General features: G+C 66.6%; 17 protein-coding genes. 6 read left to right on the top strand and 11 right to left on the bottom strand.

What is annotated here, in order from left to right:
- Positions 1-196: 196 nt before the first annotated feature.
- The 5 genes from mgtA to ACZ5BO_RS16000 all read left to right on the top strand — a co-directional run bounded on the left by mgtA (position 197) and on the right by ACZ5BO_RS16000 (position 6,166).
- Positions 197-2,908 (top strand): magnesium-translocating P-type ATPase, encoded by a 2,712-nt coding sequence (mgtA, locus tag ACZ5BO_RS16020; protein ID WP_025128275.1) that lies wholly within the window; start codon positions 197-199, stop codon positions 2,906-2,908.
- A gap of 135 nt (positions 2,909-3,043) precedes the next feature.
- The gene (locus ACZ5BO_RS16015; RefSeq protein ID WP_025128274.1) at positions 3,044-3,244 is read left to right on the top strand and encodes a hypothetical protein; all 201 of its coding nucleotides are present in this window, start codon (positions 3,044-3,046) and stop codon (positions 3,242-3,244) included.
- Between the two features lie 27 nt (positions 3,245-3,271).
- Positions 3,272-4,975 carry a Na/Pi cotransporter family protein gene (locus ACZ5BO_RS16010; protein ID WP_464700971.1) on the top strand — a complete coding sequence of 568 codons (1,704 nt, stop codon included), beginning with the start codon at positions 3,272-3,274 and terminating at the stop codon, positions 4,973-4,975.
- Entirely contained in the window at positions 4,963-5,310 is a 348-nt protein-coding gene (locus ACZ5BO_RS16005; RefSeq protein ID WP_025128272.1) for a DUF2493 domain-containing protein, read from the top strand. The genes ACZ5BO_RS16010 and ACZ5BO_RS16005 overlap by 13 nt, the downstream gene beginning before the upstream one ends.
- A gap of 76 nt (positions 5,311-5,386) precedes the next feature.
- Complete coding sequence (locus ACZ5BO_RS16000) at positions 5,387-6,166, top strand: hypothetical protein (protein WP_464700968.1); 780 nt, start codon at positions 5,387-5,389, stop codon at positions 6,164-6,166.
- Positions 6,167-6,826: 660 nt separating this feature from the next.
- On the opposite strand, the gene ACZ5BO_RS15995 is transcribed toward ACZ5BO_RS16000, so the two are convergent.
- The 5 genes from ACZ5BO_RS15995 to ACZ5BO_RS15975 all read right to left on the bottom strand — a co-directional run bounded on the left by ACZ5BO_RS15995 (position 6,827) and on the right by ACZ5BO_RS15975 (position 12,679).
- Positions 6,827-7,531: an NAD(P)H-dependent oxidoreductase gene (locus ACZ5BO_RS15995; RefSeq protein WP_464700966.1), complete on the bottom strand. Its 705-nt coding sequence runs from the start codon at positions 7,529-7,531 to the stop codon at positions 6,827-6,829.
- A 9-nt stretch (positions 7,532-7,540) separates the two neighbouring features.
- On the bottom strand, positions 7,541-9,184 hold the full coding sequence (locus ACZ5BO_RS15990; RefSeq protein ID WP_464700964.1) for an ABC transporter ATP-binding protein: 1,644 nt from the start codon (positions 9,182-9,184) through the stop codon (positions 7,541-7,543).
- 2 nt (positions 9,185-9,186) lie between these two features.
- Positions 9,187-10,014 (bottom strand): ABC transporter permease, encoded by an 828-nt coding sequence (locus tag ACZ5BO_RS15985; RefSeq protein ID WP_464700962.1) that lies wholly within the window; start codon positions 10,012-10,014, stop codon positions 9,187-9,189.
- A gap of 3 nt (positions 10,015-10,017) precedes the next feature.
- The gene (locus ACZ5BO_RS15980) at positions 10,018-10,977 is read right to left on the bottom strand and encodes an ABC transporter permease (protein WP_025128267.1); all 960 of its coding nucleotides are present in this window, start codon (positions 10,975-10,977) and stop codon (positions 10,018-10,020) included.
- 100 nt (positions 10,978-11,077) lie between these two features.
- Positions 11,078-12,679: an ABC transporter substrate-binding protein gene (locus ACZ5BO_RS15975; RefSeq protein WP_464700959.1), complete on the bottom strand. Its 1,602-nt coding sequence runs from the start codon at positions 12,677-12,679 to the stop codon at positions 11,078-11,080.
- Positions 12,680-12,852: 173 nt separating this feature from the next.
- Here ACZ5BO_RS15975 and ACZ5BO_RS15970 point away from each other — a divergent pair, with 173 nt between their 5' ends.
- Complete coding sequence (locus ACZ5BO_RS15970; protein ID WP_464700957.1) at positions 12,853-13,344, top strand: Rrf2 family transcriptional regulator; 492 nt, start codon at positions 12,853-12,855, stop codon at positions 13,342-13,344.
- Positions 13,345-13,443: 99 nt separating this feature from the next.
- On the opposite strand, the gene ACZ5BO_RS15965 is transcribed toward ACZ5BO_RS15970, so the two are convergent.
- The 6 genes from ACZ5BO_RS15965 to ACZ5BO_RS15940 form a co-directional block, all read right to left on the bottom strand.
- Positions 13,444-14,619 (bottom strand): pyridoxal phosphate-dependent aminotransferase, encoded by a 1,176-nt coding sequence (locus ACZ5BO_RS15965; RefSeq protein ID WP_464700955.1) that lies wholly within the window; start codon positions 14,617-14,619, stop codon positions 13,444-13,446.
- Positions 14,620-14,645: 26 nt separating this feature from the next.
- A complete protein-coding gene (locus ACZ5BO_RS15960; protein WP_464700953.1) occupies positions 14,646-16,253 on the bottom strand; it encodes a 5-guanidino-2-oxopentanoate decarboxylase in 1,608 nt (535 codons plus the stop codon).
- 10 nt (positions 16,254-16,263) lie between these two features.
- Positions 16,264-18,363: an acetate--CoA ligase family protein gene (locus ACZ5BO_RS15955; protein ID WP_464700951.1), complete on the bottom strand. Its 2,100-nt coding sequence runs from the start codon at positions 18,361-18,363 to the stop codon at positions 16,264-16,266.
- A gap of 21 nt (positions 18,364-18,384) precedes the next feature.
- Positions 18,385-19,545 carry an acyl-CoA dehydrogenase family protein gene (locus ACZ5BO_RS15950; protein ID WP_011061007.1) on the bottom strand — a complete coding sequence of 387 codons (1,161 nt, stop codon included), beginning with the start codon at positions 19,543-19,545 and terminating at the stop codon, positions 18,385-18,387.
- Positions 19,546-19,749: 204 nt separating this feature from the next.
- Positions 19,750-20,541, bottom strand: a complete 792-nt coding sequence (locus tag ACZ5BO_RS15945) for an enoyl-CoA hydratase/isomerase family protein (protein ID WP_464700948.1) — start codon at positions 20,539-20,541, stop codon at positions 19,750-19,752.
- Between the two features lie 711 nt (positions 20,542-21,252).
- Complete coding sequence (locus tag ACZ5BO_RS15940; protein WP_464700946.1) at positions 21,253-22,653, bottom strand: amino acid permease; 1,401 nt, start codon at positions 22,651-22,653, stop codon at positions 21,253-21,255.
- Positions 22,654-22,852 lie beyond the last annotated feature (199 nt).

Below are 22,852 nucleotides of genomic sequence, written 5' to 3'. Positions count from 1 at the left end.
GGAGAAAGTTATGGAAGAGGCCAGTAGTAGGTTCGCTGCTCATTCAACTTCATTGTTTGAGCAGCGAACGTTAAAACCTGAAAAACGCCAAGATCCGAATCGATCGCTAACCTGCGGCTCGACATACTTGCGCTCGCCTTTAATTAGTTGAGTTGTTGGTGTGTTGTGCCGCAGTCAGGCGGCAGGAGCACACGATATGACTGTAAAGAACGCAACGCCCCGGAACCAAAGCGCCAGCAGCGACAGCAACAAACTGTCGATGCGCGCCGCTCGCGAAGCCCAGAACGGCCTGGCCGTGACCCTGGCCAACGTCAACTCCACCACCGCAGGCCTCACTGAACTGGACGCCGAAGGCCGCCTGCAACGGGATGGCCACAACGAGGTCGCCCACGACCGTCCGCCCCACGCCCTGGTGCAATTGCTGCAAGCCTTCAACAACCCCTTCATCTATGTGCTGATGGCCCTGACCGGTATCAGTTTCTTCACCGACTTCTGGCTGCCGCTGCAGGCCGGCGAAGAAACCGATCTCACCGGGGTCATCATCGTGCTGGTGATGGTGCTGGCCAGCGGCCTGATGCGTTTCTGGCAGGAGCATCGCTCGGCCAAGGCCGCCGAGGCTCTCAAGGCCATGGTTCGCACCACCGCGGCAGTGGTACGTCGCGAACAGATGGGCATGCAGTCCCGGGTGCGCGAAGTGCCGATGCGCGACCTGGTGGTGGGCGACATCATCCGCCTGTCCGCTGGCGACATGATCCCGGCGGACATCCGCCTGATCGAATCCCGTGACCTGTTCATCAGCCAGGCGGTGCTGACCGGCGAAGCCTTGCCGGTAGAAAAGTACGACACCCTGGGCGCAGTACAGGAAAAGTCCGCCCATGCCCAGGCGGCTGACCAGCAGGACCTGCTGGACCTGCCGAACATCTGCTTCATGGGCACCAACGTGGTCAGCGGCACCGCCACCGCAGTGGTCGTGGCCACCGGTGCCCGTACCTACTTCGGCTCCCTGGCCCGCTCCATCGTCGGCTCGCGCTCACAAACCGCCTTCGACCGCGGGGTCAACAGCGTCAGCTGGCTGCTGATCCGCTTCATGCTGGTGATGGTGCCCATCGTCCTGCTGATCAACGGTTTCACCAAGGGTGACTGGGCCGAAGCCTTCATGTTCGCCCTGGCGGTGGCCGTCGGCCTGACCCCGGAAATGCTGCCGATGATCGTCAGCGCCAACCTGGCCAAGGGCGCCGCGGCCATGGCCAAGCGCAAGGTGGTGGTCAAGCGTCTCAACGCGATCCAGAACTTCGGCGCCATGGATGTGCTCTGCACCGACAAGACCGGCACCCTGACCCAGGACCGGATCATCCTCGAGCACCATGTCGACATCAGCGGCAGCCGCTGCGATGAAGTGCTGCAACTGGCCTGGCTCAACAGCTACCACCAGAGCGGCATGAAGAACCTGATGGACCGCGCGGTAGTCAGCTTCGCCGAAGAGAACCCGCACTTCACCCCGCCGGCGGCCTGGCGCAAGGTCGATGAGCTGCCGTTCGACTTCGTCCGCCGGCGCCTGTCGGTGATCCTCGCCGATGCCCGCGGCCATCACCTGCTGGTGTGCAAGGGCGCCGTGGAAGAGATGCTGGAAACCGCCACCTGGGTCCGCCAGGACGGAGTCGCCAGCAAGCTCGACGACGAACGCCGCGCCGCCCTGCTGAGCCTCGCCGAAGACTACAACCGTGACGGTTTCCGCGTGCTGCTGGTGGGCACCCGCGACCTGCCCCGGGACCAGACGCAGACCCAGTACAGCGCCCGCGACGAACGCGACCTGGTCATCGAAGGCTTGCTGACCTTCCTCGATCCGCCCAAGGAAACCGCAGGCCCTGCGATTGCCGCCCTGCGCGACAACGGCGTAACGGTGAAAGTGCTGACCGGCGACAACCCCATCGTCACCGCAAAGATCTGCCGCGAAGTCGGCCTGGAAGCCGGCGAGCCGCTGCTGGGTCGCGACATCGAGCTGATGGATGACCAGACCCTCGCCCGCCTGGTGGAAGAGCGCAGCGTATTCGCCAAGCTCACTCCGCTGCAGAAGTCCCGGGTGCTCAAGGCCCTGCAAGCCAATGGCCACACCGTCGGCTTTCTCGGCGACGGGATCAACGATGCCCCGGCCCTGCGCGATGCCGACGTCGGTATCTCGGTGGACAGCGGCACCGACATCGCCAAGGAATCGGCCGACATCATCCTCCTGGAAAAGAGCTTGATGGTGCTGGAGGAAGGGGTGATCAAGGGTCGCGAGACCTTCGGCAACATCATGAAGTACCTGAACATGACCGCCAGCTCCAACTTCGGCAACGTGTTCTCGGTGCTGGTGGCCAGCGCCTTCATCCCGTTCCTGCCGATGCTGGCGATCCACCTGCTGTTGCAGAACCTGATGTACGACTTCTCCCAGCTGGCCCTGCCGTGGGACAAGATGGACAAGGAGTACCTGGCCAAGCCGCGCAAGTGGGACGCCAAGAACATCGGGCGCTTCATGCTGTGGATCGGGCCGACCTCGTCGATCTTCGACATCACCACCTTCGCCCTGATGTGGTACGTGTTCGCCGCCAACAGCGTGGAAATGGCCGCCCTGTTCCAGTCCGGCTGGTTCATCGAAGGCCTGCTCTCGCAGACCCTGGTGGTGCACATGCTGCGCACCCGCAAGATCCCGTTCATCCAGAGCACCGCAGCCCTGCCGGTGATGCTGGCCACGGGGCTGGTGATGGCATTGGGGATCTACGTGCCCTTCTCGCCCCTGGGCAGCATGGTCGGCCTGGTGCCGTTGCCGTGGGAATACTTCCCTTGGCTGGTGGGCACCCTGCTCGCCTACTGCGTGGTCGCCCAGACCATGAAGACCCTGTACATCCGCCGCTTCAAGCAGTGGTTCTAAGGGCTTGAAGCCTTAGTGGGACAGGCGCGACCGGCCACCGCCGGCCGCGCCGCACAGCCAGAGAACGACCCGTTCAGCGTCGGCGCGCTCACGCCCTGCCGAGGCTGACGCCGTTCGCCTGCAAGGAGCATCGCCATGTACCTCAAGGCTTTTTCATGCTTGCAGCGCGCCCTGCGCGGGCTGCTGGTCATTGTCCTCAGCGGCTGCGCCCGCCTGCTCACGCGTTTGAGCATCCGGCTCTATGCCCGCGGCCTGCTGAGCGCGGTTGAAGTTCGATTTCTGCTGGGTTTCAGCGCCGCCATCACCCGCGCCTCCCTGCGGCTGGCGATTGCCTGAACCTGACACAGTCCCGGGAGAATACTCATGTCGGGCACCACACTCTTGATCAACCTGGCCGGCGCCATTGCGCTGCTGCTCTGGGGCTCGCAGATGATCAGCGGATCACTCCTGCGCGGCTTCGGCAGCCCGCTGCGCCAATGGCTCGGACAACACTTGAACAACCGCTGGCTGGCGCTGCTCTGCGGCGTCGGCATCACCGGCGTGCTGCAGAGCAGTACCGCGGTGAGCCTGATGGCCAGCTCCTTCACTGCCGCCGGCACCCTGGGCCTGGCCCCGGCCCTGGCGGTCATGCTGGGGGCCAATATCGGCTCGACCCTGGTGGTCCAGCTGCTCAGCCTCGACCTCTCGCTGGTGACCCCGGTAGTGCTGCTGGCGGGCTTCATGACCTTTCGCCTGCGCGACGACTCACGCTTTGAAAGCATCGGCTGCGCACTGATCGGCCTGGGCCTGATGCTGCTGGCCCTGGGGCTCCTGGGGTCGACCCTGGGCGCCGTGGAAAGCACGCCGGTGTTCCAGCTGGTGATGAGCAGCCTCGATGGCGACCTGCTGCTGGCCTTGCTGGTGGCGGTAGCCCTCACCTGGATGTGCCACTCCAGTGTCGCGGTGGTGTTGCTGATCGCCTCCCTGGCCGGCACCGGCCTGCTGTCGCCAGTCACCAGCATGGCGCTGGTGCTCGGGGTCAACCTCGGCGGCACCCTGCCATCGCTGTTCAGTGCCAGCGGCAACGTCGCCCGGCGCCTGCCCCTGGGCAACCTGCTGGTGCGCCTGGTCGGGGTGGTCCTGCTGCTGCCGTGGATCACCGCCCTGGCGCAGTGGCCGGTGATCCAGCAACTGCCACCGGCGCTGCTGGTGGTGTACCTGCACAGTGCCTTCAGCCTGGTGCTGGCGTTGATGTTCATCGGTTTCACCGAGCCACTGGGCAAACTGCTGAGCCGGCTGCTGCCGGCCCCGGCGCCGGTCACCGACCCCGGCATGCCGCAGTACCTGGATGAAGCCGGGCTGGAGGTGGCCAACATCGGCCTGGCCAACGCCGCACGTGAAGCCCTGCGCATGGCCGACATGCTCTCGGGCATGCTCGATCGGGTGCTGCAGCTGTTTCGCACCTCCAGCCTGAGTCATGCCGAGCAGGTACGGCAGATCGATCAGTCCCTGGACCTGCTCAGCGCGGCGATCCGTGCCTACCTGGCGGACATCGGCAAGGAAGGCATCAGCGACCAGGACGCCGACCGTTCCCAGGAGGTCTTGTTGCTGGTGATCAACCTGGAACACGCCGGCGACATCCTGTCCACCAGCCTGGCGCAACTGGCGGTGCGGCGCCTGCGCCGTGGCGAACCGTTCTCCGAGTTCGAACTGGGCACCCTGTACCCACTGCACCAGGAACTGCTGGAGAGCCTGAGCCTGGCGATCACCGTGTTCCTGCGCGAAGACCTGAACACCGCGCACCAGTTGGTGGCACGCAAGGAAAACGTGCGTCGCCTGGAAGCCGCCGCCAGCCGCGAGCACTTTCGCAAACTGCGCGAAGACAAGGGCGCCTGGGCCGAGTCCGGCGACATCTTCCAGCGCCTGCTGCGCGATTACCGCCGGGTCCACCACCACATCGCCGCCCTGGCCTACCCGGCCCTGGAGCGCGCCGGCGAGCGCGACATCGAGCACGGCTACCTCAACGACCCGGTGCCCGAGGAGCGCCCGGATCGCGCCGACAAGGAGACCGCCCGATGCGCGTCCTGATCTGTGCCGGCCGCTACTACGCCGACAACCGCCAGTGCCGCCAGGTGCTCGAAGCCTTCCAGCGGCTGCACGAAATCCGCGTGGTGATCCACGGTGGCAGTCAGTTCCTCGGCGCCCATATCGAAGGCTGGGCCAGGGAAACCGGGGCCGACATCGTCCGCTACCCACCCAACTGGCAACTCCATGGCAAGCACGCCGAACGCCTGCGCAACAGCTTCATGCTCGGCGACAGCCGCCCCGACATCGTCATCGCCCTGCCCGGCGGGGAAGACACCGAAGGGTTGCTGCTCCAGGCCCGGGCCCGGGGCATCCAGACCCTGACGGTGGATGACTGAAGATCCCCCACGCACTGCCCCTTGACGCCGGCCCCCGACCAACCGGCCCGGCCCCCTACACAGAGTGAGATTCGTCATGTCCAAGCACAGCCCTTATCGCTCCTCCCGCAGCCACAACCTGCCTGCCGCGAAAAGCCGCATGCTCAAGCGCAACCTGCTGTTCCTCGCCCTCACCGGCGGCATTACCGGCACCCTGGCCCTGTGCTCCAAGGCCCAGGCCGCCGGAGGTGCCTATGTGGTGGATGACGGCGCCATCAACGCCCCCGGCGAATGCAACGTCGACGTCTGGTACCAGAGCACGCGACACCAGCGTTCCGAGCACAACAGCGTGATTGCCCCGGCCTGCACCTTCAGCCAGTTGCCCTGGGTGCAACTGGGCGCGGCGATCCAGCGCCAGCAGGCCGATGGCCAGGGCGAGACCCAGCTCAGCCCGCAAGTCAAGATCGCCCTGCTGGACCGCGAAGACCTCGGCCTGCAACTGGCCCTGGCCGGCTCGGCGCACTGGGCGCTGAACCGCAACCACAGTTTCGACGGTGGCGACCTGAGCCTGCCGCTGACCTTCAGTGCCAGCCCAAGCCTGCGCCTCAACCTCAATGCCGGCTGGGCCCACGCCTACGACGATGGCGACCAGAGCCACCGCTGGACCTGGGGCAGCGGGGTCGAATATGACCTGGCGCCCAGCCTCACCCTGATTGCCGAGCGCTATGGCCAGCGCGGCGGCGAACAGGCCTGGCAAGCCGGGCCACGGCTGCACCTCGGCCAGCACCTGGACCTGGACCTGGACCTGATCTTCGGCCAGCACCTGACCGAAAGCCGCGACCGCTGGCTGACCACCGGCGCGACCCTGAGATTCTGAACCCGGGGTTTGCCACCGCCCCCTCAACCGCCCCCCATCACCGTAGGAGCTGGCTTGCCAGCGAAGGCGTCAGCATGGGCGATGCATGACTCAAGGGCCTCTTCGCCGGCAAGCCGGCTCCTACAGGGTTCCGCGTCGCCGGGGGCTGGCCCGTAGGAGCTGGCTTGCCAGCGAAGGCGTCGGCATGGGCGATGCATGGCTTGAGGGCCTCTTCGCCGGCAAGCCGGCTCCTACAGGGTTCCGCATCGCCGGGGGCTGGCCCGTAGGAGCTGGCTTGCCAGCGAAGGCGTCGGTAGGGGCGATGCATGGCTTGAGGGCCTCTTCGCCGGCAAGCCGGCTCCTACAAGGTTCCGCCTTTCCGAGGACTGGCCCGTAGGAGCTGGCTTGCCAGCGAAGGCGTCGGCATGGGCGATGCATGGCTTGAGGGCCTCTTCGCCGGCAAGCCGGCTCCTACAAGACTCCGCGTTGACCGGGGGCTGGCCCGTAGGAGCTGGCTTGCCAGCGAAGGCGTCGGCATGGGCGATGCACGGCTCAAGGGCCTCTTCGCCGGCAAGCCGGCTCCTACAGGATTCCGCGTCGCCGGGGCTGGCCCGTAGGAGCTGGCTTGCCAGCGAAGGCGTCGGTAAGGGCGACGCACAGCTTGCGCGCCGCCCGGGCGGTTCAGGCCGGTAGCGGGTACAGGGCGTCGTCGAACTGCTCCAGCCGTGGAAACACCAGGGGCTGCTCGTCAGTCAGTTGCTCCAGGCGCCGCTGGTAGCTGTGCAGGAATGCCTGGCGGGCTTCCTGGCTAATGTAAGGCACGTGCCAGGCGACAAAAGGCTCCAGCACGTCACAGCCAACATAGGCCAAAGTGCCCCGCAGCAACGGGCGCAGCATGTCCTCCAGCGGTCCATGGATCGCCCCCTCGCCAAACATGTGCTCGCGCCCGCCCAGGGTCAGGGTCACCAGGGCCTTCTTGCCCGCCAGGCCGCCCTGGTCATAGAAGCGCTTGCCGCCATAGCAGACCCCGGACACCAGCACCCGGTCGATCCAGCCCTTGAGCATGGCCGGCACCGAGAACCAGAACACCGGGAAATTGAGGATCAGCAGGTCGGCCCACAGCAGTTTGTCCAGCTCGGCCTGGATGTCCGCGGCAATGCTTGCGCTCTTTACTCCCAGGCGCTGTTCCAGGGCATACACCAGGTAGTCCGGGTTGGCCCGGGCGGCAAAGTCTTCGGCGCTGGCCACCGGGTTCCAGTTCATCGCGTACAGGTCGCTGACCTGCACCTGGTGCCCCTGGGCCTCCAGGGTGGCGACCGCCTGGTCGCGCAAGGCGGCGGTAAAGGATTGCGGCTCGGGGTGAGCGTGGACGATCAACACTTTCATGAACATTCCTCAAACAGCGTGCAAGGTGGAAGATGCGGCGCGACGGGCCAGCAACTGGTCGAGCCAGTCGGGGTCCATCTGCGGCTCGGATGAAAACAGCAGCCCGGTGTAGTCCTGGTACGGCGGGGTGAAAATGCGCTGGCGGCTGCCCTGGTCCATCACTCGCCCGCGCTGCATCACCAGCACCTGGTCGGCAATGGCACGCACGGTGGCCACATCGTGGGTGATGAACAGGTAGGCCACCCCCAGCTGCCGCTGGATCCGGTCCAGCAGCTTGAGCACGCCCTCGGCCACCAACTGGTCGAGGGCCGAGGTCACTTCGTCGCAGATGATCAACTGCGGCTCGGCCGCCAGGGCCCGGGCGATGCAGATCCGCTGTTTCTGGCCGCCGGACAGCTCCCGGGGCTGACGCTCCATGTAGGTCGCCGGGTCCAACTCGATCATCTCCAACAGCTCGCCGACCCGGGCCCGCAATGCCCGACCCTTGAGCCCCAGGTAGAAACTCAGGGGCCGGCCGAGGATGTCGACGATGCGCTGGCGCGGATTGAGGGCGGTGTCGGGGATCTGGTAGATCATCTGGATCCGCCGCAGTTGCTCCTTGCTGCGCTGGCGGTAATCCAGGGGCAAGGCCTGGCCGTCGTACAGCAATTGCCCGGACCCGGGGGGCAGCAGGCCGCTGATGACCCGGGCGGTGGTGCTCTTGCCGCTGCCGGACTCACCGATCACCGCCAGGGTCTGGCCCGGGTACAGGCTCAGCGAGACATCCTGCAGCACCGGTTGCCGGCCATAGGCAGCGCAGACCTTGCGCAACTCCAGCAACGGGCGCTCACCCGCCGGTTGCGGCTTGGGCTCGGTGCTGAAACTGCGCACCGCCCACAGCGACTTGGTGTAGTCCTGCTGCGGATCACTGAGCATGCGCCGGGTCTGGGCCTGCTCCACCAACTGGCCATGGCGCAGGACCATGATCCGGTCGGCCATCTGCGCCACCACCGCCAGGTCGTGGCTGATGTACAGCGCGGCGCTGCCGTAGGTCCTGACGCCGTCGCGGATCGCCGCCAGCACTTCGATCTGGGTGGTGACGTCAAGGGCGGTGGTCGGCTCGTCGAAGATGATCAGGTCCGGGTGGCAGGCCATGGCCATGGCGGTCATCACCCGTTGCAACTGGCCGCCGGAGACCTGGTGCGGATACCGCTGGCCGATCTGTTCCGGGTCCGGCAGGCGCAGCAACCGGTACAGCTCCACCGCCTCGGCTTCGGCCCGGGCGCGCTCGATCCCGCCGTTGACTACCGCGCTTTCCACGTGCTGGTCGATCAGCCGCTGGGCCGGGTTGAACGAAGCCGCGGCGCTTTGCGCGACATAGGCGATGCGCAGGCCGCGCAGGCGGCGCAGGGTTTCCTCGGGGGCCTGCAGCAGCTCTATGCCGTCGAAGCGCACCGAACCGCCGCTGAACCGGCAACCATCACGCACATAGCCCATGGCCGCCAGGCCCAGGGTCGACTTGCCGGCACCGGACTCGCCGATCAGCCCCAGCACTTCGCCGCGTTGCAGGGTCAGGTCCAGGCCCTTGATCAGGGGATGCCAGGCCTCCTGGTAATGGCCGTCGATGCGCAGGCCGCGGATTTCCAGCAACGGATTGGCTTGGGATTCGGCCATGTTCAGCCCTCCTTGAGGCCGCTGGACCGGTGCAGCATCCAGTCGACGACGAAATTCACACTGACGGTGATCAGCGCCACCGCCAGGGCCGGCAGCAGCGGACTGAAGTCACCGAAGGTGATCAGCACCGCGTTGTCGCGCACCATGCTGCCCCAGTCGGCCGTCGGCGGCTGGATACCCAGGCCGAGGAACGACAAGGCGCTGATGAACAGAAAGACAAAGCAGAAGCGCAGGCCGAACTCGGCAATCAGCGGCGCCGCGGCGTTGGGCAGGACCTCGCGGGTCACCAGCCACCACAGCCCTTCGCCACGCAGGCGTGCGGCCTCGACAAAATCCAGGACCACGATGTTCATCGCCACCGCCCGGGCCAGGCGAAACACTCGGGTGGCGTCCAGCAGCGCGATCACCAGCACCAGGGAAACCGCGTTGGTGCCGACCACGCTGAGGATCAGCAAGGCGAAGATCAACTGCGGAATGGCCATCAGGATATCCACCAGACGCGACAGGCCCTGGTCGACCCAGCCCCCGCGCAAGGCGGCAACCAGGCCGCCCAGGCCGCCTAGCAGAAACGCCAGTGCGGTGGTCAGGAAGGCAATGCCCAGGCTGTTGCGCGCGCCGTACACCAGGCGGCTGAACAGGTCGCGGCCCAGGTTGTCGGTGCCCAGCAGGAACTGGCTGCTCCAGGGCGCGAAGCCCTCGCCCACCACCTGGGTTTCGCCATAAGGCGCCAAGAGCGGCGCGAACAGCGCCACGAGGATGTACAGCAGAATCACCAGCAGGCCGAAACGCGCACTCAGGGGCGCCCGCAGCAAGGTTTTCAACAGGCTCATGGACTACCCCTTGGGATGCATCAGGCGCGGGTTGCTGGCGATCGACAGCACATCGGCACTGGTATTGAGCAGGATGTAGGTGGCGGCGAAGATCAGGCTGCAGGCCTGGACCACCGGGATGTCGCGCTTGGCCACCGAGTCCACCAGCAACTGGCCGAGCCCCGGGTAGACGAACACCACCTCGACCACCACCACCCCCACCACCAGGTAGGCCAGGTTCAGCGCCACCACGTTGACGATCGGCGCCAGGGCGTTGGGCAAGGCATGGCGCAGGATGATCCGCGACGGACGCAGGCCCTTGAGCCGGGCCATCTCGATGTAGGGGCTGGCCAGCAGGTTGATCAGCGCGGCGCGGGTCATGCGCATCATCTGCGCGATCACCACCAGGCTCAGGGTCGCCACCGGCAGCAGCGAGCGTTGCAGTATCGTGCCCAGGGAAGCGTCCGGCGGCAGGTCGGACAGGCTCGGCAGCCAGCCGAGCTTGACCGAGAACACCAGGATCAGGATGTAGGCGACAAAGAACTCCGGAAACGACACCGCGCTCAAGGCCAGGGTATTGAGCAGCCGGTCGAACCAGCCGTTGCGGTACAGCGCCGCCAGCATGCCCAGGGCCAGGGCCAGGGGCACCGAGACCAGCGCCGCCAGCGCCGCCAGGCTGAAGGTGTTGCCCAGGCGCGCCGCCACCAGTTCGGTGATCGGCCGCTGGTTGGCCAGGGACAGCCCCAGGTCGCCGTGCAGCAGCTGCCACAGCCAATGGCCGAAACGCGCCAGCGGCGCCTGGTCCAGCCCCAGCTGGGCGCGAAAGGCGGCCACGGTTTCCGGGGTCGCCGCCTGGCCGAGCATGGCCTGGGCGATGTCCCCGGGCAGCAGGCTGACCGCAAGAAAGATGATCACCGACACCGCGAACAGCGAAAACAGGCCCAGGGCCAGGCGCTGCAGCAGCAGATTGCCAAGTCTTTTCACCGACTCATTCCTCGAATGCACAGGGCTGGCCAAGGCCACTCCCGGGATCTGCAGGTGGCCACCGGGGGCGACGCCAGCGCCCTCCCCGGTGACCGCCGACTCAGGCCTGCCACCAGCGCTCGATCATCCGCAGGCCGTCGAGTTCGCCATAGGGCGCAGTGACGCCGCCATGGCTCACCCGGTTCGAGCGGGCCGCCACGGAGCTGGCGAACAACGGCACGATGGCGCCGCCATCATCGCGGCACAGGCCCTGCATTTCGTTGTACATCTCGCGCCGCAACGGGTCGTTCATCTCGCCCCGGGCCGCATTGAGCAACTGGTTGAAGCGCGGGTTGTCCCAGCGGGTTTCGTTCCACGCCGCGCCCTTGGCATAACCGATGCTGAACATGCGGTCGGCGGTCAGGCTGCTGTACCAGAAGGAGGTGGTGAAGGGCTGCTTCATCCACACGTTGGAGAAGAAGCCGTCGGCCGGTTCGCGCACCACTTCGATGTCGATCCCGGCCTGACGCGCCTGCTCCTTGAACAGCACCGAAGCGTCCACCGCGCCGGTGTAGGCGGCATCGGAGGCCTGCAGGCGCACCTTGAGCGAGTCGACTCCGGCCTGGCGCAAGTGGAAGCGCGCCTTGTCCGGGTCGTAGCCGCGCTGCTCCAGGGCACTGTTGATGAAGCGGCTACCGGGCTGGATCGGGTGGTCGTTGCCCACCAGGCCGTAGCCATGCAGCACCGCGGCCAGCAGCGCCTCGCGATCGATCGCGTACTTCATCGCCAGGCGGATGTCGTTGTTCTGGAACGGCTGGCTGTCGCAGAGCATCGGGAAGGTGTAGTGCTGGGCGCCCTTGGTTTCCTCGATCACCAGCTTGGGGTTGCGCTTGAGCAGGCCCACGGTCTTCAGGTCGACCTTGTTGATCACATCCACCTGCCCGGTGACCAGGGCGTTGACCCGGGCGGTGCCGTCGCTGATGGCCAGCAGCTCGGCAGCGGCGAAATGCGCCCGCCCGGCTTTCCAGTAGTCGGGGCTGCGCTCAAGCTGCATGCGCACCCCGGGTTCGAAGGAGCTCAGGCGGTAGCCGCCGGTACCCACCCCGGAACGCCAGTCGGCGAGCCCATCCTTGGCCGGCATGATCACCAGGTGATAGTCGGCCACCACATAGGCGAAGTCGGCGTTGCCCGAATGCAGCTCGAACAGCACCGTGTCGCTGCCTTGGGCGCTGACCTTGGCCACATCGCCGAGCACGGTCTTGGCCGCCGAGGTGGACTGCTCGCCCAGGTGGTGCTGGATCGACGCCACCACGTCCTCGGCGGTCAGCGACTTGCCGTTGTGGAAGGTCACCCCGGGACGCAGCGTGAAGGTCCAGGTCCGCGCATCGGCACTCGACTCCCACTGCTGCGCCAGCTCGGGGATCGCCGTGCCGTCCACGGCAATCTCGCTCAGGGTGTTGTACACCGCCGAGAAGCCGACAAAGGTGAAGGTATCGCTCCAGGAGCCGGGGTCCAGGGAATCGGTGGTGCTGCCCCCCGCCAGGCCCAGGCGCAGCACACCGCCGGCCTTGGGCTGCGGTTCTGCGGCCCGGGCACCGAGCGGCAGGCCGAGGGCCAGGGCCCCCGCTACCGCCACGGCACTGGCGCTGTATCTGAGGAAGTCCCGGCGCGGCAGGCATACATCATGGATCGCTTGAGGAATCTTGTTGTTGTTATCGCTCATGGCATTGCCCCTGATCAAAGCAGAGAAAATGTTTCGACTGGATGCTGCTGTTGTTATTTATATTTGTTACCGTAACAAATACATTAACCTCGGCACAACGGAAAATTTCTGCTGCTGAACACGCTTGTCCAAGGCTGTCATACTCGTTTTTTCAAAGGGACTTACGGACACTCATGAGCCAGTCGACCCGCCTGATCACCGCCTCCTACATCCTCTCCTTCGTCGCCGCCAACGCGCCGCAGAAGCTGCGCACCGAGACCATCGCCAAGTGGGTCAAGACCCACCCTACGCGGGTCCGCAACCTGGTGTCGCAGATGGTCAAGGCCGACATCCTGACCTCCTGGCGCGGCCCCAGGGGCGGCCTGACCCTGGCCCGCCCGGCCAGCGAGATCACCCTGCGCGACGTCTACGATGCGGTGCAGGAAAGCTCGCTGATCGCGGAAAAGATCGACAACCCGTTTTCCGGCATGGAAGACCACTGCAAGGTGTTCGAGGTGTTCACCCGCCTGTTCAGCCTGCTGGAAAGCAACATGCGCCTGGACCTGGCCAGCATCACCGTCGACCAGCTGTTCGTGGCCTTCGACCCGCCCCTGGAAAGCGCCGGGGAACAGCCACCGCCCAGCAACCGCCCGGCAACGGCCAAGGCCAAGACTTCCCGGGCCTGAGCCGCCGAACACGGCGGTACGCCATCGCGCCACGGCTAGCGGCGCCCTCTTCACTCCAGCCCTGCACCAGCGGCGCCCTACCCACCGCCAGCGGTTTGCCTAGGCCATCAGTTGCCCCGCACAACGGGCAATGCGCCGGCAGGCTTCGCGCAGGGCCTCGGGCTCCAGCACCAGGCCCAGGCGGATATGCCCGGCAGCGCTGGGGCCAAAGGCCTCGCCGGCCAGCACCGAGACCCCGTGGTCGTCCAGCAGGCGCTCGGAAAACGCCTGGGCACTGAGCCCGGTGGCGCGGATATCGACCATCACAAACATCCCGCCATCGGGCTTCAAGGGCCGCGCCCCGGGACAGTCCGCCAGGCAATCGCAGACCAGGTCCCGGCGCTGGCGATAGGCCTCGGCCATGGCTTGCAACTGCGGCAGCGGCTGTTCCAGGGCGACGATGGCCGCGTCCTGGATAAACTCCGGCGAGCCGTAGAGCATGCACAGCGCCAGGTTCTCCAGGTGCGCTGTCAGGGCCGTGGGCGCCACCACCCAGCCCAGGCGCCAGCCGGTCATGGCGTGGGACTTGGACAGGCTGTTGAGGGTCGCGGTGCGCTCGGCCATCCCCGGCAGGCTGGCCGGGCTGACATGCTCGCCCTCGTACAGCAGCTCGCTGTAGACCTCATCGCAGATCAGCCACAGGTCGTGTTCGATGCACAGCGCCGCCAGGGCCTCCCAGGTGGCCCGGGGAATGCTCGCGCCGGTGGGGTTGTGCGGGCTGTTGAGCACCAGGGCCCGGGTCTTGCCGGTGATGCGCGCGGCCACCGCCTCGGGCTGTACCCGAAAGCCATCCTCGGCCCGCACCGGCAGCGGCACCACCTGGGCATTGCAGGCGCCGAACACCGCTTCGTAGGTGACGTACATCGGCTCGGCCACTATCACTTCGTCCCCCGGGTCCAGCAGGCACTGGGCCACGCTGTACAGGGCGCACTGGGCACCGGCCAGCACCACCACCTGTTCGGCATCCACCACCTGGCCGCTGCGCTGCTGGTGGCGCCGGGCAATGGCTTCGCGCAAGGCGCGCTTGCCGCGCACATCGGCGTAATGGGTGTGGCCGGCCTGCAGGCTGTCGATGGCCGCCTGGACCACCGGCTGCGGGGTGTCGAAATCCGGGTCGCCCACCGACAGCAGCCAGACGTCCTCGCCGCGCTCGCGCTTGGCCAGGGCCCGGTAATGAATGTCCCAGGCGGCGGCGCCGTCTCCGGCAATACGTTGGGTCAGTTGAGAAAAGCGCATGCACAAGCTCCAGGAAAAAGGGATGTTCAGCGCGCGCAGGCGTGCTTGAGTTCGATCAGGGTCACGCCATCGCGGGCAAAGCCGCTGCGCAATGCCTGCTGCAACTCATCGAGGCTGGCGGGCTGGCTGACGCTGCAACCAAAGGCCCGGGCCAGGGCGGCAAAATCCGGATTGCGCGGCAGCACGCCAATGGGCTCGATGTTCAGGTCGAGCATGTCGTCGCGGATCTGCCCCAGGGCATCGTTGTTCCACAACAGCACCACCAGCGGGCTGCGCAGTTCCTCCACCGCCGTGGCCAGTTCCTGCAGCGTGTAGAGAAAACCGCCGTCGCCCACCAGCACCAGCCCTGGGCGCTCGGGGGCACCGAGCTTGGCGCCAATGCCCGCCGGCAAGCCGTAGCCGAGGGTGCCGTAGCCGGTGGGATGCAGCCAGCTGCGGGGGGCTCGGCTCGGGTACAGGTAGTTGCCGCTGTAGGCCAGCTGGGTCATGTCGCTGGCGATAAAGCCGTGCTCCGGCAGCTCGGCGGCAATGCGCTGCAGGATCGAACGGTGAATCTGCTGCAACGGCCCCTGCCCGTTCTGCAGCGCCTGGCGCAGATCGGCCACCGCGTGAATCGCCGCCCCGGCTTCGGCCGGTGTGTGTGGCAAGGCCTGGAGCAAGGCGTCCAGGGTGGCCTGGGCATCGCCGTGCAAGGCCAGGGTGCAGGGGTAGAAGTCATTGAACTTGCGCGGGTCGATGTCCAGCCGCAGCAGCTGGCCATTCAGCGGCAGGCGCTCGCGCCAGTAGTCGGTATCGGCCATCTCGGTGCCCACCGCCAGCACCACATCGGCCTGACTGATCAGCTGCCAGCCGGGCTCCACGCACAAGGTTGCCCCGGCGTTGAGCGGCGCCTCGTCCGGCAGCAGGCCCTTGCCGGCGACACTGCTGAAGAACACCGCCCCCAGGCGGGTGCTCAGGGCCCGCAGTTGTTCGGCGGCGTGCAAGGCGCCACCGCCGGCGATGATCATCGGCCGCTTGGCCTTGCGCAGTGTGTCCGCCGCCTGACGGATATCCGCCGCCGCGGCCGGGCCACGCCCGGGGCGGCGCACCACCTCGCCGGTCCAGTCCCGGGCCACCTTGGCCGCCAGCACATCCAGGGGCACGCTGATGTGCACCGGCCGCGGGCGCTGGCTGTCGAACACGGCAAAGGCCCGGGCGATCAGCTCCGGCAGGTCTTCCGGGCTCAGGGCCAGGGCCGAGAAGGCGGTAATCGGCGCGGTGATGGCGCGCTGGTCCTGGGTTTCATGCAGCGAGCCCCAGCCCTTGCCCAGGCTGGCGCTGTGGTTGACGCTGGAAATCACCAGCAGCGGAATCGAGTCGGCATAGGCCTGGCCAATCGGCGTGGCGACGTTGGTCACCCCCGGGCCGCTGATGACGAAACACACCCCGGGCTTGCCACTGACCCGGGCGTAACCGTCGGCCATGAAGCCCGCGCCCTGCTCGTGCCGGGTCAGCACATGGCGGATGCCGCTGCCGGGCAGCCCGCGGTACAGCTCCAGGGTATGCACCCCGGGAATGCCGAACACCGTCTCCACGCCGTAGCCGGCCAGCAGGCGCACCAGGGCCTGGCCACCGGTCAAGGTCTGATCGTGCATGTCTCTCTCCTCAAGCCTGGCCAAGGCGAATCAACGCATCGACCGCGACGGTGCCCTGGGCACCGACCAACAATGGGTTCACATCCAGTTCCAGCAGGTGCCCGGCGTGTTCGCAGGCGTAATCCGCCACCGCGCCAATGGCCGCCACCAGGGCCTGCAGATCGGCCTCGGGGCGTCCACGAAAGCCTTGCAGCAAGGTAGCGCTGCGCAGGCTGAGCAAGGCCTGGCGGATCGCCCCCTCGGTGGTCGGCAGCAGCAGGCTGCGGCTGTCCTTGAGCAGTTCCACCAGCACCCCGCCGGCGCCGATCACCAGGGCCAGGCCGAAGTCGTTCTCGCGCTTGATGCCGACAATCAGCTCCGCCAGGGGCGGCGCGGCCATGGGCTCCAGCAGGACCTGATCGAAGGCCACACCCGGCGCACGCTTGGCAATCCGCGTGCGCATCAGGCGCAACGCCGCGCTCAGGGCTTCAGGGTCCTTGAGGTTGAGGGCCACCGCCCCGGCCTCGGTCTTGTGCGGCAACTGCGCGCTGACCGCCTTGAGTACCAGCGGATAACCGACAGCGGCCGCTGCGCTCAGGGCCTGCTCGGGGGTGCTCAGCACCCCGTCCGGGATGCTCAGGCCGAAGCCGCGCAAGGCCTGCTTGGACTGCCACTCGTCCAGCACCACGCCGGTGCCGTCCAGGGTTGCCGGACACAATGGCAGCAGGGCCGACTCCCCCAGGGCCAGCAACGCCGGGCGCTGCTGTTGATAGGTCACGATCCGGCCCCAGGCCGCCAGCCCATCCTCCACCCCTTGCAAGGCCGGAATGCCATGGCCGTGCAAACGCTCCCGAGCACTGGCCGGCAGCAGCTCGGGAAAGGCCGAGGTCACGAAACCGCGCTTGCCGTGGCGCTGCAACGCGGCGCAGAACAGCTCCAGCAGCAGGTCGCATTCCTTGCGCTCGCCGGTGAACTCGGCCGGGTAATCCAGCACCAGCATGGCGCTGTCAGCCTCGGTACGCAGGGCGGTGTCGAGCATGCTGTGCAGGGCCTGGGCGTCGCCCCAGATGGCGGTGGTGAAATCCAGCGGGTTGACCAGATTGGCGTAGCCCGGCAGCACCGCGGCCAGCTCGGCGCATTGCCCGGCATCCAGCCTGGGCAACTGCAGGCCGTTGCGCTCGGCGTAGTCGGCGATCAGCCCGGCATCGCCCCCGGAACAGGCCAGGGCCATCAGCTGTGGGCCGGCCGGCAACTGCCCGCAAGAGGCGGCCTTCAAGGTCTCGACAAAACTCACCGGGCCGCTGACGCGGATCACCCCCAGGCGCTGGAACAGCGCGTCGTACAGCGCGTCCGATCCCGACAGCGAACTGGTGTGACTCAGGGCCAGCTCGGCGCCGATCTGCGACGCCCCGGTCTTCAGGGCGATGATCGGAATGCCCTTCTCCAGGGCCTTGTGCGCCGCCCGGGCAAAGCCCGGCACGTTCTTCAGGCCTTCCAGGTGCAGGCCGATGGCGGTGACCCGCGGCTCGTCCAGCAGCACGTCCATCAATTCGGCAATGCCCAGTTGCGCCTGATTGCCCACCGAGGCCATGTAGGCCACCGGCAGCGAACGATCGCTCATGGACAGGTTGTAGGCGAAGTTGCCGCTCTGGGTCAGCACCGCCACGCCCCGTTCCACCGGTTTGCCGCCATGGGCCACCGGCCACAGCGCGGCGCTGTGCAGGTAATCCAGCAGGCCGTAGCAGTTGGGCCCCAGCAGGGCCATGGCGCCGGCGGCCTGCAGCAGTTGCTGTTGCAGGGCCTGGCCCTGGGCGCCGGTTTCGGCAAAGCCCGAGGCGTAGCAGATCACCCCGCCGGCGCCCTTGGCCGCCAGCGCCGCGACGCAGGTCAGGGTCAGCTCGCGGTTGGTGGCGACGAACACCGCATCCGGGCCGCAAGGCAGTTGTTCGATGCTGGCCACGCAGGGCACACCATCGAGCTCGGCATGCTGCGGGTTGACCAGCCACATCGGCCCGGCAAAACCGCCTTCGGCGCAGCGGTTGAGGGCCCGGGCCATGCTGCGCCCGCCGACGAAGGCCAGGTGCCGCGGGGCTAGCAGGCGCTTGAGATTGTCACGTAGAGTCTGGGACATGACGGCAATTCTCCAGGGCGCTCAGCGCATCAGCGGCCGCAGCAGTTCACGGGAAATGATGTGGCGCTGGATCTCCGACGTGCCTTCCCAGATCCGTTCGATCCGCGCGTTGCGCCAGATGCGCTCCACCGGCCCTTCGTCCATCAGGCCCATGCCGCCGTAGATCTGCACCGCCTCGTCGGCGACCCGGCCCAGCACCTCGCTGGCAAACAGCTTGGCCATGCCGGCCTCGCCATCGGTCATGCTGCCCTGGTCCATCTTCCACGCGGTGTGCAGGGTCAACAGCTCAGCGGCGCGGATCTGCGTGGCCATGTCCGCCAGCTTGAACGACACCCCCTGGTAGCTGCCGATGGCCTGGCCGAACTGCTTGCGGTCGGCGGCCCATTGCAGGGAAGCATCCAGGGCGCGCTGGGCCTGCCCCACGCAGTTGGCGGCGACCATCACCCGTCCGGCGGTGAGCCAGGCATTGGCCACTTCCCAGCCCTTGCCCACCTCCCCCAGCACCTTGCTGGCCGGCACCCGGCAGTCATCGAAGAACATTTCGAAGGTGTGGTAGCCACGGTTGCTCACGCACTTGGGGCCACGGCGGATGGTCAGGCCCGGGGTGTCGCGGTCCACCAGGAACGAGGTCACCGCGTTGCGCTGGCGGCCGTTGTGTTCATAGGTGCCGGTGACCGCGAAGACGATGGCGAAATCCGCGTGCCCGGCGTGGCTGATGAAGTGCTTGCTGCCGTTGAGCACGAAGTCGCCACCGTCGCGCACGGCGCGGGTCTTGATCGCATTGGCGTCAGAGCCGGCGCCGGGCTCGGTGAGGGCGAAGCAGTCGACCTTGCGCCCCTGCACGCAAGGCAGCAGGTAGTCGCCGATCTGCGAGCCGGTGCAGGCCATGAGGATTTTCGACGGCCGGGCGACGAACACATGCAGGGCCCAGGAGCACTTGGCCAGCTCGCGCTCGATCAGCGCCTGGGACAGGTAATCCAGACCGCCACCGCCCACCTCCTCGGGCATGTTGAAGGCATAGAAGCCGGCGGCGATGGCCTTGCTGCGGATTTCCCCGGCAAGGTCGGCACTGACCTCGTCGGCGCGGTCCACCGCCTCCTCGTGGGGCAGCAACTCCTTGCTGACAAAACTGCGAACCGCATCCACCAGCATTTCTTGTTCTTGGCTGAGTTGGAAATTCATGGCGCTACCTGTGAGTGATTAACGGTGCAATAAACGAGTGATCTGCCAGGGCTCCCTGCCGCCAAACACCTTCCCGTAGGAGCCAGCTTGCTGGCGAAGGGGCCCTTGACTAAGGCGCTGCTCTTGCGGGCGCCTTCGCCGGCAAGCCGGCTCCTACAAAATGGGTGCATGGCCCAGGGGCCCTTTCGCCGCGCCTGGCCGCTCCTACAACCCTTGGAAACGTGGGGGACGTTTTTCGCTGACAGCGCGCAGGGCTTCGGCGCCGTCGGCGCTGCGCCCGCACAGCAGACCGGCGGCCAGTTCCGCGGCCAGTTGCTGGGGCAGGCTGCGCTCGGCGCCCTGGCGTATCAGCTTCTTGGTCTGGGCGAAGGCGAAGGTCGGGCCCTGGGCCAGGCGCGCAGCCAGCTCGCTGACGCTGCCGATCAACTGTTCATCGGCGCACACCTCGCCGACCAACCCGGCGGCCAGGGCCCGTTCGGCGCTCCACAACTCATCGAGAAACAGCAGGCGCTTGGCCTGTTCGCTGCCGATCAAGCGCGGCAGATGCCAACTGGCCCCGGCGTCCGGCGAGTAGGCCATGCTGGTGTAGCCTGCCTTGAACCGCGCCGACTGCCCCGCCACCCGCAGGTCGCAGCACAGGCTCAGGTCCATGCCGGCGCCCACGGCGGTGCCGTTGATGGCGGCGATGGTGGGTTTGTCCAGGCTGTGCAGCCGAGTCATCAGGGCATGGGCGGTTTCGGTCCAACCGTAGCTTTCCAGGGCGCCGCGGGCTTCGGCTTCGGCCCATTCCGCCAGGTCGGCCCCGGCGCAGAAACTGCGGCCAGTGCCGGTCAGCACCAACACCCGCACCGCCGGATCGCTGTTGCAGCGTTCCAGCAGAGCGTGCAGCTCCTTGAGGGTGGGAATGTCCAGGGCGTTGCGTTGCTCGGGACGGTTGAGGGTGATCCAGGCTACGCCGGCTTCGATCCGGCTGAGCAGCGACGATGAAAGGGTCATGGGCGTCCTCGAATTATTGTGGTTGGCGTGAGGGGGTGACTTGAGGGCCATACTAAACGAGTGTTCAACAAGGCGGCAATTGCTTGCCCGAGAGCCTGGCTGCAGCCGAAAAAGCGACCTATCTCATTGTTTTTGTTTGGAAAAAACTAGCGCCACGAGGATGGTGGCGAGGTTGCTGTTACAACTTCGAACAACCCTCGACAAAGCCATACGGCGCAGAGCCTTTATGGCGAGGGGGCTTGCACGTGTTGGGGTATTGCGGCCGACCTGATCCCTGCGTGGTGCACGGTCCATCTGACTGCTGTAGGAGCTGGCTTGCCAGCGAAGGCGTCCACCCAGGCGATGCAAGCCTCAAGGGCCTCTTCGCCGGCAAGCCGGCTCCTACGGGGAGCCGCACGGTCTGTCCGACTGCTGTAGGAGCTGGCTTGCCAGCGAAGGCGTCCACTCAGGCGATGCAGGACTCAAGGGCCTCTTCGCCGGCAAGCCGGCTCCTACAGGGAACCGCACGGACTATCTGACTGCTGTAGGAGCTGGCTTGCCAGCGAAGGCGTCCACCCAGGCGATGCAGGACTCAGGGGCCTCTTCGCCGGCAAGCCGGCTCCTACGGGGAACGGCAGGGTCTGTCTGACTGCTGTAGGAGCTGGCTTGCCAGCGAAGGCGCCCGTCCAGGCGATGCAAGTCTCAAGGGCCTCTTCGCCGGCAAGCCGGCTCCTACACGGCTGCGGCGGGTTGCAGTTGGCGTTTGCGCTGCATCAGGTAGTAGGCGCCGTAGCACAGGGCGATAAAGCCCGAGCCCCAGTACAGGGACGGGCGCTGGGTTTCGTCCAGGGCCAGGAACACGAACAGCGAGCTGCACAGGACGATGCACAGCAGCGGCACCAGGGGGAACCAGGGCGCGCGGTACTTGAGTTGTTCAAGCTGCCCGCCTTCGCGCAGGAACTGGCGGCGGAAACGGTACTGGGCCAGGGCAATCACGATCCAGGTCACGGTACCAGCCATGCCGCTGACCGCCATCAGCACCATGAACAGGGTGTCGGCGGCAACCACGCTGGTGAGCAGGGAGATCAGGGCAAAGCACAGGGTAATGGCCAGGGCTCGCAGTGGCACTCCTTGTTTGCTCAGGGGCGACAGGGCCTGGGGCGCCATGCCGCTCTTGGACATGGCCCAGAGGATGCGCGTGGAGGCATACAGCCCGGAGTTGCCCACCGAGAGGATCGCCGTGAGGATGACGAAGTTCATCAGGTCGGCGGCGTAGGGAATGCCCACCATGTCGAACACCTGGACGAAGGGGCTTTCCACCAGCCCGGCCTGCTGCCAGGGAATGATCGCCGCCAGCACCATCACCGCTAGCACGTAGAAGATCAGCACGCGGAACACCACGTTGCGCACGGCGCGGGGAATGCTTTTTTCCGGCTGGTCGGTCTCGCCCGCCGCCACGCCCATGATTTCGCAGCCCTGGAAGGCGTAGACCACGGTCATCATCACCGCGAACACCGCCGGCAGGCCGTTGGGGAACAGCGAGTCGCCCTTGAGGTTGTCGAACATCGGCGCCGGGGCGCCGCCGGGCAGGTCGATGACGCCAAAGATCACCAGCGCACCGACCACGATGAAGCTCAGGATCGCCAGCACCTTGACCCCGGCGAACCAGTACTCGGCCTCGCCAAAGGCCCGGGTGGCCAGGGCGTTGATGCCGAACAGCAAGGCCACGAAAAACGCCGACCAGTACCAGATCGGCACCCCGGGAAACCAGCGCTGCATCAGCATGCCCGCAGCGGTGAACTCCAGGCCCACGGTGGTGGCCCAGCTCATCCAGTAGACCCAGCCGATCATGAAGCCGGTGGCCGGGCCGATGTACTTGGTGGCGTGGGCCTGGAACGAGCCGGACACCGGCATCTGCACCGACAGCTCGCCGAGGCAGACCATCACCAGGTACATCAGGAACCCGGCCACCAGGTAGGAGAGGATCGCGCCCCAGGGCCCGCCCTGGTTGATGGTGACCCCGGAGCCCATGAACAGCCCGGTGCCGATCACGCCCCCCAGGGACAGCATGAAAATGTGCCGGCTCTTCAAGGCCCGGGTCAGTTGAATGCCTTTACGTTCGGTGGTGGTCATGGCGCACCTCAACAGTCGGTGAGGCGCGCAAGGCGCAGCGAGGGGAACGTCGGAAAGGCACAAGCGGCTTGCAGGCAGTTCATTATTATTATCTCCAGTAAGCGTCGAAGACCGCGGCAAGCGCGGCTTCATCGATTATTGGAAAGCCATGTAAGTTCGGGTTGAAGCAAAAGATCGAAGATGTAAAAAGTCGTAAGGA

The sequence above is a fragment of the Pseudomonas sp. FFPRI_1 genome (assembly GCF_055384485.1).
The sequence above is the reverse complement of the archived record's forward strand: the minus strand, read 5'-3'. Positions and strand labels throughout refer to the sequence as shown.

What these genes read in the sequence shown, in the direction of transcription:
- ACZ5BO_RS15960 (WP_464700953.1), bottom strand. Translation starts at nt 16,253, where the DNA reads ATGCACGATCAGACCTTGACCGGTGGCCAGGCCCTGGTGCGCCTGCTG.
- ACZ5BO_RS15990 (WP_464700964.1), bottom strand. Translation starts at nt 9,184, where the DNA reads ATGGCCGAATCCCAAGCCAATCCGTTGCTGGAAATCCGCGGCCTGCGC.
- ACZ5BO_RS15955 (WP_464700951.1), bottom strand. Translation starts at nt 18,363, where the DNA reads ATGTCCCAGACTCTACGTGACAATCTCAAGCGCCTGCTAGCCCCGCGG.
- ACZ5BO_RS16000 (WP_464700968.1), top strand. Translation starts at nt 5,387, where the DNA reads ATGTCCAAGCACAGCCCTTATCGCTCCTCCCGCAGCCACAACCTGCCT.
- ACZ5BO_RS15975 (WP_464700959.1), bottom strand. Translation starts at nt 12,679, where the DNA reads ATGAGCGATAACAACAACAAGATTCCTCAAGCGATCCATGATGTATGC.
- ACZ5BO_RS16010 (WP_464700971.1), top strand. Translation starts at nt 3,272, where the DNA reads ATGTCGGGCACCACACTCTTGATCAACCTGGCCGGCGCCATTGCGCTG.
- ACZ5BO_RS15950 (WP_011061007.1), bottom strand. Translation starts at nt 19,545, where the DNA reads ATGAATTTCCAACTCAGCCAAGAACAAGAAATGCTGGTGGATGCGGTT.
- mgtA (WP_025128275.1), top strand. Translation starts at nt 197, where the DNA reads ATGACTGTAAAGAACGCAACGCCCCGGAACCAAAGCGCCAGCAGCGAC.
- ACZ5BO_RS16015 (WP_025128274.1), top strand. Translation starts at nt 3,044, where the DNA reads ATGTACCTCAAGGCTTTTTCATGCTTGCAGCGCGCCCTGCGCGGGCTG.
- ACZ5BO_RS15945 (WP_464700948.1), bottom strand. Translation starts at nt 20,541, where the DNA reads ATGACCCTTTCATCGTCGCTGCTCAGCCGGATCGAAGCCGGCGTAGCC.
- ACZ5BO_RS15940 (WP_464700946.1), bottom strand. Translation starts at nt 22,653, where the DNA reads ATGACCACCACCGAACGTAAAGGCATTCAACTGACCCGGGCCTTGAAG.
- ACZ5BO_RS15995 (WP_464700966.1), bottom strand. Translation starts at nt 7,531, where the DNA reads ATGAAAGTGTTGATCGTCCACGCTCACCCCGAGCCGCAATCCTTTACC.
- ACZ5BO_RS15970 (WP_464700957.1), top strand. Translation starts at nt 12,853, where the DNA reads ATGAGCCAGTCGACCCGCCTGATCACCGCCTCCTACATCCTCTCCTTC.
- ACZ5BO_RS15965 (WP_464700955.1), bottom strand. Translation starts at nt 14,619, where the DNA reads ATGCGCTTTTCTCAACTGACCCAACGTATTGCCGGAGACGGCGCCGCC.
- ACZ5BO_RS16005 (WP_025128272.1), top strand. Translation starts at nt 4,963, where the DNA reads ATGCGCGTCCTGATCTGTGCCGGCCGCTACTACGCCGACAACCGCCAG.
- ACZ5BO_RS15985 (WP_464700962.1), bottom strand. Translation starts at nt 10,014, where the DNA reads ATGAGCCTGTTGAAAACCTTGCTGCGGGCGCCCCTGAGTGCGCGTTTC.